Annotated in this window: 15 protein-coding genes; 6 read left to right on the top strand and 9 right to left on the bottom strand. The window is 52.3% G+C overall.

Annotation, left to right across the window (positions count from 1 at the left end; genetic code table 11):
• Positions 1-237, bottom strand: a complete 237-nt coding sequence (locus ACLJQD_RS08120) for a DUF1656 domain-containing protein (RefSeq protein WP_000649755.1) — start codon at positions 235-237, stop codon at positions 1-3.
• A gap of 194 nt (positions 238-431) precedes the next feature.
• On the opposite strand from ACLJQD_RS08120, the gene slyA reads away from it, so the two are divergent.
• Complete coding sequence (gene slyA, locus ACLJQD_RS08115; RefSeq protein WP_000764554.1) at positions 432-872, top strand: transcriptional regulator SlyA; 441 nt, start codon at positions 432-434, stop codon at positions 870-872.
• A gap of 47 nt (positions 873-919) precedes the next feature.
• Here slyA and slyB read toward each other — a convergent pair whose 3' ends face one another.
• Positions 920-1,387, bottom strand: coding sequence for an outer membrane lipoprotein SlyB (gene slyB / locus ACLJQD_RS08110; protein ID WP_000597179.1), 468 nt, complete (start codon positions 1,385-1,387; stop codon positions 920-922).
• A 272-nt stretch (positions 1,388-1,659) separates the two neighbouring features.
• On the opposite strand from slyB, the gene anmK reads away from it, so the two are divergent.
• The 5 genes from anmK to pdxY all read left to right on the top strand — a co-directional run bounded on the left by anmK (position 1,660) and on the right by pdxY (position 6,234).
• A complete protein-coding gene (gene anmK, locus ACLJQD_RS08105) occupies positions 1,660-2,781 on the top strand; it encodes an anhydro-N-acetylmuramic acid kinase (protein ID WP_000835021.1) in 1,122 nt (373 codons plus the stop codon).
• A gap of 87 nt (positions 2,782-2,868) precedes the next feature.
• The gene (gene mliC / locus ACLJQD_RS08100; protein ID WP_001132086.1) at positions 2,869-3,198 is read left to right on the top strand and encodes a C-type lysozyme inhibitor; all 330 of its coding nucleotides are present in this window, start codon (positions 2,869-2,871) and stop codon (positions 3,196-3,198) included.
• 58 nt (positions 3,199-3,256) lie between these two features.
• Positions 3,257-3,913: a pyridoxamine 5'-phosphate oxidase gene (pdxH, locus tag ACLJQD_RS08095; RefSeq protein WP_001282334.1), complete on the top strand. Its 657-nt coding sequence runs from the start codon at positions 3,257-3,259 to the stop codon at positions 3,911-3,913.
• A gap of 126 nt (positions 3,914-4,039) precedes the next feature.
• Positions 4,040-5,314, top strand: coding sequence for a tyrosine--tRNA ligase (gene tyrS, locus ACLJQD_RS08090; RefSeq protein ID WP_000168626.1), 1,275 nt, complete (start codon positions 4,040-4,042; stop codon positions 5,312-5,314).
• Between the two features lie 59 nt (positions 5,315-5,373).
• The gene (pdxY, locus tag ACLJQD_RS08085; protein WP_000789732.1) at positions 5,374-6,234 is read left to right on the top strand and encodes a pyridoxal kinase PdxY; all 861 of its coding nucleotides are present in this window, start codon (positions 5,374-5,376) and stop codon (positions 6,232-6,234) included.
• 58 nt (positions 6,235-6,292) lie between these two features.
• Here the strand turns inward: pdxY and gstA are convergent, their stop codons facing one another.
• The 7 genes from gstA to ACLJQD_RS08050 all read right to left on the bottom strand — a co-directional run.
• The gene (gstA, locus tag ACLJQD_RS08080; protein ID WP_017441030.1) at positions 6,293-6,898 is read right to left on the bottom strand and encodes a glutathione transferase GstA; all 606 of its coding nucleotides are present in this window, start codon (positions 6,896-6,898) and stop codon (positions 6,293-6,295) included.
• Between the two features lie 104 nt (positions 6,899-7,002).
• On the bottom strand, positions 7,003-8,508 hold the full coding sequence (dtpA, locus tag ACLJQD_RS08075) for a dipeptide/tripeptide permease DtpA (RefSeq protein WP_017441031.1): 1,506 nt from the start codon (positions 8,506-8,508) through the stop codon (positions 7,003-7,005).
• A 601-nt stretch (positions 8,509-9,109) separates the two neighbouring features.
• Positions 9,110-9,745: an endonuclease III gene (gene nth / locus ACLJQD_RS08070; protein WP_001030318.1), complete on the bottom strand. Its 636-nt coding sequence runs from the start codon at positions 9,743-9,745 to the stop codon at positions 9,110-9,112.
• Positions 9,745-10,437: an electron transport complex subunit E gene (locus ACLJQD_RS08065; RefSeq protein WP_001289628.1), complete on the bottom strand. Its 693-nt coding sequence runs from the start codon at positions 10,435-10,437 to the stop codon at positions 9,745-9,747. Before ACLJQD_RS08065 ends, nth begins: the two co-directional genes overlap by 1 nt.
• A 2-nt stretch (positions 10,438-10,439) precedes the next feature.
• The gene (gene rsxG, locus ACLJQD_RS08060) at positions 10,440-11,060 is read right to left on the bottom strand and encodes an electron transport complex subunit RsxG (RefSeq protein ID WP_000920822.1); all 621 of its coding nucleotides are present in this window, start codon (positions 11,058-11,060) and stop codon (positions 10,440-10,442) included.
• A gap of 3 nt (positions 11,061-11,063) precedes the next feature.
• A complete protein-coding gene (gene rsxD, locus ACLJQD_RS08055; protein WP_000231891.1) occupies positions 11,064-12,122 on the bottom strand; it encodes an electron transport complex subunit RsxD in 1,059 nt (352 codons plus the stop codon).
• The coding region (locus tag ACLJQD_RS08050; RefSeq protein WP_150329946.1) for an electron transporter RnfC at positions 12,123-12,359 on the bottom strand (237 nt) is incomplete at its 5' end.

The raw sequence follows: 12,359 nt of genomic DNA, 5'->3' as shown, positions 1-12,359 counted from the left end.
TTACCACGCGATCAGTAAAACGAGGCCCAGACATACGCACAGCGTAAAGAGGGAGAGATCCATTAACAGGGGATGCCAGATTTCATCAGAGTATATCCGGTCACGCAGGAGTCGGTGAATAAACAACCAGATAACGAACCCAAGCGCAAAGGCTTTAAAGAATGGCGGAAAGTAAACAGATGCTCCCAACATGAGATCTTGTAAGGGCAATCCTGTGGCGTTGAGTATACACTTCACAAGCAATGTTCCTTTGCGTCAGACATCGATGCTTTAGTTTTAGCCAAAACTGAAGCTACAGGTGCCAGGTGCGCACTATGTCTGAAAAAATGTCTATTGGTAAGCAAATTTAGCAATACATTTGTTTTGAGAATACAAATACTGCACACTATTCTAAAATCAGCATAATAACTTAGCAAGCTAATTATAAGGAGATGAAATTGGAATCGCCACTAGGTTCTGATCTGGCACGGTTGGTGCGCATTTGGCGTGCTCTGATTGACCATCGCCTCAAGCCTCTGGAATTGACGCAGACACATTGGGTCACGTTGCACAATATTCATCAATTGCCGCCTGACCAGTCGCAGATTCAATTGGCTAAAGCGATAGGCATTGAGCAGCCATCGCTGGTACGCACGTTGGATCAACTTGAAGATAAGGGGCTAATTTCGCGGCAAACCTGCGCCAGCGATCGTCGCGCTAAGCGCATTAAACTGACCGAAAAAGCGGAGCCGCTGATCGCTGAGATGGAAGAGGTCATTCATAAAACGCGCGGTGAAATTTTGGCTGGGATTTCTTCAGAGGAGATTGAGCTTCTGATTAAACTTGTCGCTAAACTTGAACACAACATTATGGAATTGCACTCTCACGATTGAGGTGCAGGGGCATACGTGTGGCCATGTGACCACACGTAAAGCCTGGTTTAGCGTGGAGAGACAGTAACCTGGCTGCCGTTGCTGGCCAGCACGACACGCTGACCTGCCGAGAAACGCGTATTTCCTTGTTTCTGCACAACCATAATGGTGTTGCCATCGTCTTTACGAATTTCCAGTTCCACACCCTGGGTTTTATTCATTGCGCTCTGGACGCCCTGGCCCGCTACGCCGCCAGCCACCGCGCCTGCCGCGGTCGCCAGTGAACGACCCGTACCGCCGCCGATAGTGTTGCCGAGGAATCCGCCCAACACCGCGCCGCCGATAGCGCCAATCACGTTAGAATCATCACCGCCCTGAATTTGAACCGGACGAACGTTAACGATAGTACCGTACGTTACATTCTGAACTTGTTTAGCCTCGGATGCGGTATAAACATCACCCGAAAGGCTATCATTGTTAACACACCCTGCTAAGGATAACCCCATCAGTGAAACGGCCAGTACACGTTTAATCATTTACCCATCTCCTGTTCTTCACGAAACGCTATTTCAGCATCCCTATAGCTAAATTATATGGCATTTATGCAGTTAAGGTCATATCTTCTGCCGAAAGAATGTAAAAATCATAATCAGAAGTTAATTAACTAATCTTAAACGAAGTGGGAAGCAAGAAAAGATAGGTTATTGATATCCGTGGACGGCACGGCAAAAAACGTGACGCGGGCATCGCATTGCAAAATACGTTATGCCGAGTGTTAAGGCTTAACCCAGCTTAATAAGGAAGAGGTATGAAATCGGGCCGTTTTATTGGCGTTATGTCCGGGACCAGCCTTGATGGCGTGGATGTTGTACTGGCGGCAATTGATGAAACCATGGTTGCGCAACAGGCAAGTCTCACCTGGCCCATTCCCGTTCATCTGAAAAAAGGCATTCTCGATATTTGCCAGGGACAACCGCTTACGCTCTCGCAACTCGGCCAGCTGGATACCCAGTTAGGCCGGCTTTTTGCACAGGCGGTTAATGCGCTGTTAGCGCAACAACGTTTGCAGCCGCGGGATATCGTCGCCATTGGTTGTCATGGGCAAACGGTCTGGCATGAGCCGACCGGCGAGGCCCCGCATACGCTGCAAATTGGCGATAATAATCACATCGTCGCCCATACGGGGATTACAGTGGTCGGCGATTTTCGGCGGCGGGATATTGCGCTGGGCGGACAAGGCGCGCCGCTGGTGCCCGCTTTCCATCACGCGCTGTTGGGACATCCGACGGAAAAACGTATGGTCCTGAATATCGGCGGCATCGCCAATTTATCTCTGCTTTTCCCCGGGCAGGCGGTGCGCGGGTACGACACGGGGCCGGGTAATATGTTGATGGATGCGTGGATTTGGCGACAATGCGCGCAGCCCTACGACAAAGACGCGGCATGGGCGAAAGAAGGTCAGGTTATTCTTCCATTGCTGCAAAAGATGTTGCGCGATCCGTACTTTGCTGCGTCGGCGCCCAAAAGTACAGGACGCGAATATTTCAACTATGGCTGGTTAGAGCGTCATCTTACGGCTTTCCCTGGCGCAGACGCGCGCGATGTACAGGCCACGCTGGCGGAGCTGACGGCGGTCTCCATCGCCCAACAGGTGCTGCTCAATGGCGGCTGCGAGCGGCTGATGGTCTGTGGCGGCGGAAGCCGGAATCCGTTAGTGATGGCCCGTCTGGCGGCGCTGTTGCCCGGTATCGAGGTTTCGACCACCGATAAGGCGGGGATTAGCGGCGATGATATGGAAGCGCTGGCCTTTGCATGGCTTGCCTGGCGAACGCTCGCGGGCCTGCCGGGAAATTTGCCTTCCGTGACGGGGGCTACAGAAGCCAGTGTTTTAGGCGCTATTTACCCGGCTAACCCAATAACTCAGAGTTAACTGAATTTTTCCCGGACCCTATATCGGTAAACTAGCAAGGTCAGGAAGGGGCGTTTGCCCTTCCAGAAGCAGGAGAGCTTTCGGGATATGCCTATGAAAAAGATCGCAATAATGTGTTTACCTGTGCTGCTGACCGGCTGTAGCGTTTATCAACAATTTGTTGAACGTATGCAAACGGATACGCTGGAATACCAGTGTGATGAGAAGCCGCTTACCGTTAAAGTCAATAACCCGCGTGAAGAGGTCAGTTTTGTTTATGACAATAAGCTGCTGACCCTGAAGCAAGGAATCTCGGCCTCGGGCGCGCGTTATACCGACGGGATTTATGTTTTCTGGTCGCAAGGCGAGAGCGCCACGGTCTATAAACGAGACAGAATTGTGCTTAATAACTGTCAGTTACAAAATCCGAAGCGTTGAGATTTTCAGTATGGGGGCGCACAATAGCGCCACCCACTGTTTATTTCTGATCAACGCCATGTCTGATAACGACCAATTGCAGCAGATCGCGCATCTGCGCCGTGAATACACGAAAGGCGGCTTGCGTCGCCGCGATTTACCCGCTGAACCGTTAACCTTATTCGAGCGCTGGCTTGGGCAAGCGTGCGACGCCAGACTGGCCGATCCGACGGCAATGGTCGTGGCGACCGTAGATGACAAGGGGCAACCGTACCAGCGTATTGTATTGCTCAAGCATTATGATGAAAAAGGCCTGGTCTTTTATACCAACCTGGGAAGCCGCAAGGCGCATCAGATTGAGCACAATCCGCGTATCAGCCTGTTATTTCCCTGGCATATGCTTGAACGCCAGGTGATGGTGACAGGCAAAGCCGAGCGTCTCTCCACACTTGAGGTGGTGAGGTATTTCCACAGCCGTCCGCGCGACAGCCAGATTGGCGCATGGGTCTCTAAACAATCCAGCCGCATTTCCGCGCGCGGTATCCTCGAAAGCAAATTCCTGGAGCTCAAGCAGAAGTTTCAACAGGGCGAAGTGCCGTTACCCAGCTTCTGGGGCGGTTTTCGCGTGAGTATCGAACAGATGGAGTTCTGGCAGGGCGGCGAACATCGTCTGCACGATCGCTTTTTATACCAACGCGACGACGGCGCATGGAAAATCGACCGTCTTGCGCCCTAAAGATGCAAAAATCTTGTTTTAAGCACTGGTGCGGATGAATCCGCCGTTTTATGCTATGTCTCTTTCGCGTCTGGCGAAAAGTCGTGTACCGGCAAAGGTGCAGTCGTTTTATACATGGAGATTTTGATGGCAAGCAGTAACTTGATTAAACAATTGCAAGAGCGGGGGCTGGTAGCCCAGGTGACGGACGAAGACGCGTTGGCAGAGCGACTGGCGCAAGGCCCGATCGCGCTCTATTGCGGCTTCGATCCTACCGCTGACAGCTTGCATTTGGGGCATCTGGTTCCATTGTTATGCCTGAAACGCTTCCAGCAGGCAGGGCACAAACCTGTTGCGCTGGTAGGCGGCGCGACCGGTCTGATTGGCGACCCGAGCTTTAAAGCCGCCGAGCGTAAACTGAACACTGAAGAGACCGTTCAGGAGTGGGTGGCGAAAATTCGTAAACAGGTTGCCCCATTCCTGGACTTTGATTGCGGCGAAAACTCCGCCATCGCGGCCAATAACTATGACTGGTTCGGCAGCATGAATGTGCTGACTTTCCTGCGCGATATCGGTAAACATTTTTCCGTTAATCAGATGATCAACAAAGAAGCGGTGAAGCAGCGTCTGAACCGTGACGATCAGGGTATCTCTTTCACGGAGTTCTCTTATAACCTGCTACAGGGGTACGACTTCGCTTGTCTGAATAAACTGCACGGCGTTGCCTTACAGATTGGCGGTTCTGACCAGTGGGGGAACATCACTTCCGGTATCGACCTGACCCGTCGTCTGCACCAGAATCAGGTATTTGGTTTGACCGTTCCACTGATCACCAAAGCTGACGGCACGAAATTCGGTAAAACCGAAGGCGGCGCTGTCTGGCTGGATCCGAAGAAAACCAGTCCGTACAAATTCTACCAGTTCTGGATTAACACCGCAGATGCCGATGTTTATCGCTTCCTGAAATTCTTCACTTTTATGGACATTGAAGAGATCAATGCCCTGGAAGAAGAAGATAAAAACAGCGGTAAAGCGCCGCGCGCGCAGTATGTGCTGGCCGAGCAGGTGACGCGCCTGGTTCATGGTGAAGAGGGGCTGGTTGCGGCGAAACGGATCACTGAATGCCTGTTCAGCGGTTCACTGAGCGCGCTGAGCGAAGCTGACTTTGAGCAGTTGGCGCAGGATGGCGTACCGATGGTTGAAATGGAAAAAGGCGCCGACCTGATGCAGGCGCTGGTAGACGCCGAACTCCAGCCGTCGCGTGGTCAGGCGCGTAAGACTATCGCCTCCAACGCTGTCACTATCAATGGTGAAAAACAATCCGATCCTGAATACATCTTTAACGATGAGGACCGTCTGTTTGGCCGCTATACCTTATTACGTCGCGGCAAAAAGAACTATTGTCTGATTTGCTGGAAATAAGGCATTAAGTAACAGGGAGTGAGAAATCACTCCCTTATTTTTGATGTTCAGGTAAAAAAATGAAGAATATCCTCGCTATCCAGTCCCATGTTGTTTTCGGACATGCGGGCAACAGCGCCGCCGAATTTCCCATGCGCCGTCTTGGCGCGAATGTTTGGCCGCTGAATACCGTTCAGTTTTCTAACCACACGCAATATGGTAAATGGACCGGCTGTGTCATGCCGCCCAGCCATCTGACTGAGATTGTCCAGGGGATTGCGGACATTGGCCAGTTAGCGCACTGCGACGCCGTACTTAGCGGTTACCTGGGATCTGCCGAGCAGGGAGAACACATTCTCGGTATTGTGCGCCAGGTTAAAGCGGCAAATCCGCAGGCAAAATATTTCTGCGATCCCGTGATGGGGCATCCGGAAAAGGGTTGTATCGTGGCGCCTGGCGTCGCAGAGTTCCATGTGCGTTATGCGCTACCCGCCAGCGATATTATCGCGCCTAACCTGATTGAACTGGAAATTCTCAGCAAACATAGCGTGAATAATGTGGATGACGCCGTGCAGGCGGCGCGTGAACTGATTGCTCAGGGGCCAGAAATTGTACTGGTAAAACATCTCGCCCGCGCCGGTTACAGTTCAGAACGCTTTGAAATGCTGCTGGTGACAGCGCAGGAAGCCTGGCATATTAGCCGTCCGCTGGTGGATTTCGGCTCACGTCAGCCGGTTGGCGTTGGCGATGTCACCAGTGGTTTATTGCTGGTCAAACTTTTGCAGGGCGCGACGTTGCAGCAGGCGCTGGAGCACGTTACGGCGGCAGTCTATGAGATTATGATCGCCACCAAAACGATGCAGGAATACGAACTGCAGGTCGTGGCGGCCCAGGACAGGATCGCTAACCCTGAACATTACTTCAGCGCAACGCGGCTGTAATTATTGCTGCTAAAAAGAGGCCGGATGGCGGTACAGCGAGCTATCCGGCAACATGACATTAATTCAGTCCTTCCGCTTTAAGCGCTGCCGCAACGGTCGGTCTTTTTGCGGCACGCTGCATATAACTTTCAATATGCGTTAACCCGTCCATATTCAGTTTTACGCCATAGGCCCAACGCAATACGGTAAACAGATAAGCGTCTGCGATGGTAAAACGCTGGCCGCAAATCCACTGGTCGTCTGAAAGCGACTCATCCACATACTGCAATTTCTTTTCCAGACCGGCGCGAACGGCGGGTTTGAGTGTTTCCGGCGTGTCAGGGCGGAACAGCGGGGTAAAGCCTTTATGCAGTTCCGTTGCAATATAGTTGAGCCATTCCAGCGTATGATAGCGAGCAAGACTACTTACCGGCGCCAGAAGCTGGCGATCGGGAACGCTGTCGGCGAGGTACTGCATAATGGCGACGCCTTCAGTCAACAGTGTGCCGTCATCCAGCAGCAGAGCCGGAACCTGTCCTTTAGGGTTGACTGCCAGGTAATCATCACCGTTTTCCAGGCGTTTTTTTGCGAGATCGACGCCATCAAGCGTAAAGTCTTTGCCAATTTCGCGTAGGGTAATATGGGAAGCAAGAGAGCAGGCACCCGGTTTGTAGAACAGTTTCATCGGTAACTCCTTTTTGCTGAGGTTTAAAGTATGGTAGTGCGGGGACGAGCAAAAAAAAAGCCGCTAACGCACAGTTAGCGGCCTGAATGTTGTTTCCCGGAAAATTAAACTGTAGCGGCTTTAGAGCCTTTTTCAGCGGTATCATCATCCTGGGTCATACGGTTCAGCTTAGGCGCTGTCAGCAGCATCAGGACGGCGATAACGGCGGTTGCTATGCCAATCTGCATAAATACGCGACCATAGACTTCCAGGGACATCAGTGGGTCAGTCACGTCGCTCGGCACAGCCATCAGGTTGGCGACATAACCGCCGATGATGTTAGCGCCTGCCGTTGTCAGGAACCAGCTACCCATGATGAAACCCATCAGACGCTGCGGAACCAACTGTGCGACCATTGCCAGTCCCAGACCGGAGATCATCAGCTCACCGATACTTTGCAGGCCGTAGCTTGCGATCAGCCAGTTTACGGATACGATGCCGGCATCGTTCGCAAATTTGGCGCCCAGCGGCAGAATCAGGAACGCGCCGGAACACAGCACCATACCAATGGCGAATTTCATCGGCATCGGCAGCGTATCGCCCATCCTGTTATAAATAGCGGCCAGAATCGGGCTGCCGATAATGATCCAGAATGGGTTCAGCGCCTGATACTGTTCCGGTTCGAACGCGATACCGAGAATAGAGTGCTCGACGTTACGAATGGCAAAGAAGTTCAGCGACGTCGGCATCTGGCTGTACAGTACGAAGAAGATAATCGCCTGCAGCATCAAAATAAAGGCGACGATCATTTTACGGCGAGCCGCGCCGTGCATGGAAAACGCTTCTTTACCGAAGATAATGACGATGCCAAGAGCGATTACGCCCAGCACCATACGCGCGATGTCCTGGTTGTGCAGCAGCCAGGTGGCGACCGTAATCAGAACGACAATACCGACGATTGTCAGCAGCAGATTACGGAAGTTGATCGGTTCAAAGTCGGGTTTGGAACCGTAGCTTTTCACCCAGCGCTGGCAGAAAGCAAAGTTAACGACGGTTATCAGCATACCGACGACGCTAAGCGCAAACGCGGTGCTCCAGCCATAACGCGCCGCCAGCCACGGCGTCGCCAGCATAGAGAAGAAGGAGCCGATGTTGACGGACATATAATACATCGTAAATGCGCCGTCGAGACGCGGATCGTCCTTCGCGTAACAGGTAGACAGCAGGGAAGACGGGTTAGCTTTAAACAGACCGTTACCCACAGCGATAGCCGCCATGCCCATATAGACGATGCCAGCGTCATGACCAGACCATGCGACCAGCGCATAACCGATAGCCAGCACCACGGCACCCAGCATAATAACGCGTTTGGTGCCCAGAATTTTATCACCTAACCAACCGCCAATGGCGACCAGGCCGTACACCAGCGCACTGAAGGAAGAGAAAAGGGTGATGGAATCCGCTTCTGACATACCCAGTTGTTTTACCAGGTAGACGGCCATAATGCCTTGCAGGCCGTAATAACCAAAACGCTCCCATAACTCTATCGAGAAGATGAGATAGAACGCCTTCGGTTGTTTGAAAGCGTTCAAACTGACGCTTTCAGTTGGTTTTTTGTTTGCAGTAGACACTTTTACCTCTTTTTTACGCCCCGTATTAACAGGGATTGTCTGGCGCGTGATGAGTCAGACTCATCCGTCCGATTGTTATATTGGAGGGGAAACGGCAGGTAATGTTCACTATCTTTCCTCTCCAGACAAGAGCTTTGTAATAATCTGTTACATATAACTCTTCTGGTTGAATCGTCCGATGTCAGAAATGTTATCCAGCGTTAAATTTCTTCATTTGAAGAATGGCAGATTTTTACACTGAAAAAAGGCCATTAGTTTGGGTGAAAGGCGATATCTTCTGCTATTTAAGGTGAAAAGCAGTGATATAGGCCATTATCTGAAAAAATGGCAGAGTAATGTTTTGTAGTGAAAACGGGGCGTCAGTCTATCCGGTTGTAAATGTAACCTTAGGTGTCATTAAATTTTACATGAAGTTATCAAAGTGATCCTGATCACGGATAGATAGAAATTTTTGCGATTAAAAAAATGATTAACCTGACGTGGAGGGAAAACGAAAGCACATTACATCAGAAAAAGGACAGAGACTGGAATGATTGATGGCTAAAATAGATCCAGGCCGAAGGTGGGAGCGCGCTGGCGTGACGGACGCACTCCGACCATATCAAATATCGACTTTTTCTTTGTATTCGCAAAGGTCTTCAATGAGGCAGGAGCCGCAGCGCGGTTTTCGGGCGATACAGGTATAGCGGCCATGCAAAATTAACCAGTGATGGCAGTCCACTTTGAACTCATTCGGCACCACTTTCAGCAACTTCTCTTCTACCTGCTCGACATTTTTACCCGGCGCGAACTGTGTTCGGTTGCATACACGGAATATATGCGTATCAACGGCGATGGTCGGCCAGCCGAAGGCGGTATTTAGCACTACGTTAGCGGTTTTACGCCCCACGCCGGGAAGCGCTTCCAGCGCCGCCCGATCCTCCGGCACTTCGCCATTATGCTTGTCCAGTAAAATACGGCAGGTCTTAATCACGTTTTCCGCTTTACTGTTAAATAAACCGATGGTTTTGATATAGGATTTCACGCCTTCTACGCCCAGTTCCAGCATCGCGGCTGGCGTATTGGCGACCGGGTAAAGTTTGGCGGTAGCCTTGTTCACGCTGACGTCGGTTGCCTGCGCGGAAAGCAACACGGCAATCAGCAACTCAAACGGCGACGTGAAATTGAGTTCCGTTGTGGGGTGCGGATTGTTGTCGCGCAGGCGCGTCAGAATTTCCAGCCTTTTTGCTTTGTTCATCAGACTTTCCCTGTTTCACCTGCCGGAACAGCGGAAGGCGCGGTTTCGGCGCGGCGTTTCTTCATTTTTTCATCAATAAGATATTTTACCGCCAGCATGAGCCCCAGGCCGATAAACGCGCCTGGCGGCAGCATCGCCAGCAGGAAAGGCGAGTCGGTGTGAAATATCTCGACTCGTAATACTTTTGCCCAGCCTCCCAGCAGGCTATCCGCGCCATCGAAAAGCGTACCATTCCCGAGGATCTCGCGCAGCGAACCCAGCACGAACATCGCGCCTGTCGCGCCCATGCCGATGGAAAAACCGTCCAACGCGGAAAGCCACGGTCCTTTTTTCGCGGCAAACGCTTCGGCGCGACCAACAACAATGCAGTTCGTTACAATCAGAGGAATAAAAATCCCTAAAGACTGATACAAACCGAACGCATACGCATTGATCAGCATCTGTACTGCGCTTACCACCGAGGCAATAATCATGACGTAAATCGGGATACGGATTTCTGCCGGCGTCCAGCGACGTAGTGCGGACACCGTAAGGTTGGTCAGCGTTAATACCAGCGTTGTGGCCAGACCCAGCCCCAGAGCGTTGGTTGCCGTAGACGTCACCGCCAGTAAAGGGCACAGGCCAAGTAGCTGCACCAGAGCAGAGTTATTTTTCCATAACCCCTGAACAACAATGTCTTTTATTTCGCTCATGGTTATTCTCCACAGGCGGTTAAATGGGGGAGCTGAGCGGGCAGTGATTCGGCGTACAGCCCGGCGCGTTTAACCGCATTCACCACGGCGCGCGGCGTTATTGTCGCCCCGGTAAATTGATCAAAATCACCGCCATCTTTTTTCACCGCCCAGTGCGTATCATTTTCACCGCTGATGGTTTTACCGCTAAAGTGGGTAATCCAGTCAGACAAACGGCGCTCAATTTTATCACCTAACCCTGGCGTCTCATGATGTTCCGTCACACGCGTCCCCAGGACGGTACCGTTGAAATCTGCGCCAACAATAAGCTGGATAGCGCCGGAATAGCCATCTGGGGCGGTGGCCTCAATGATGGCCGCTACGGGTTTATCATCCTTGCGAGCGATAAAAACACGGTGTGTGCCTTTGCCGAGGGCGGGCGCATCGACCAGATAACAGCTCTCTTGCAGATTATTATTGTAACGATCTGGCGGCAATACCTGATCGAACAGGGCATGCTGTTGTTGCAGCGCTTGTTCGTGGATGGTTGATTTTGTCATCTGATTAATCACCGCGGTCAATCCCGTAGAACCTGCGGCAAAAAGCGCCAGCGTAATACCGTGTTTACGAATCGTTTTCAGCATGGTTTATCCTTTGCGATGTCCATAGACGCGGGGGCGCGTGTAGTAGTCGATCAGAGGAACCGTGATATTCGCCAACAGGACAGCAAAAGCAACGCCGTCCGGATAGCCGCCGAAGCTACGAATCAGCCACACTAATACCCCAGCCAGCGCGCCGAAAATTAAACGTCCACGGTTGGTCGTGGAGGCGGTAACCGGATCCGTCAAGATAAAAAATGCGCCCAGCATGGTGGCGCCTGACAGCAGATGAAGCTGCGGCGAGGCCAGCGTAGCGGGCGAGAAAAGCCAGCCTAACGCGGCGCATAACGCCAGCGTCAGCAGAAAACTGACCGGGATATGCCAGCGGATAGCTTTTTGCCACAGCAGGAATACGCCGCCGACAAGCCAGGCGAGGTTAACCCACTGCCAGCCCACGCCAGCCAGCGCGCCGCTGTATATCGGGTACTGCATGATTTGCTCAACGGAGTGCCCGGCGCGCAAGGACGTTTTAAATGTATCCAGCGGCGTCGCCTGGCTGATACCGTCAATACCGATACGTAGCAGCGTCATATCGCCGCCGCTGGCGGTATGCCCGGTAAAAATCATCCGCAACGTGTCCAGCATATCGGGCGTTGTTGCGGCTATTTCATAAGGCGGCAACCAGCTTGTCATTTGCACCGGAAAGGAAATTAATAGCACCACGTAGCCGATCATGGCCGGATTAAAGGGGTTTTGTCCCAGCCCGCCATATAACTGTTTAGCGATAATAATGGCGAATCCGGTTCCCAGCACGACCATCCACCAGGGCGCAAGCGGAGGGATGCTGACCGCCAGCAAAAGCCCCGTCAATAACGCGGAATAATCCTGCAGGTGACTGGCGACCGATTGTTTGCGCAGTCTAAGGACAATGGCTTCTGCGACGAGCGCCGTGATGGCAGCCAGAACGATCTGGAAAAGCGTTCCCCAACCAAAAAACCACGTCTGCGCGGCAATCCCCGGCAGAGCGGCGATTAATACCAGCAACATGATTCGCGATGTCTGGCGCTGGTTATGGGTATAAGGCGAGCTTGCGATTCTGAATACCATTTAGTCCTCGTTAACAACCTGCTGCTGTGCTGCTTTTTTTGCCTGAACGCGGGCGATAGCCGCAGCAACCGCGGCTTTACGCGGGTCTACCGGTTCGGCAGGTTCGCTTCCGGTCTGCTGCTCCTGCTTGCGGGCTTTGGCGCGGGCGATCGCCGCTTCCACCGCGGCTTTACGCGGATCGACCGCTTCGGCAGGTTCGCTTCCGGTCTGCTGCTCCTGCTTACGGGCTTTGGCGCG

Origin of the sequence: Salmonella sp. SAL04214, from assembly GCF_046550615.1 — a bacterium.
Taxonomy (GTDB): domain Bacteria; phylum Pseudomonadota; class Gammaproteobacteria; order Enterobacterales; family Enterobacteriaceae; genus Salmonella; species Salmonella enterica.
Note: the sequence above shows the minus strand (reverse complement) of the source record. Positions and strands in the feature narration are given on the sequence as shown.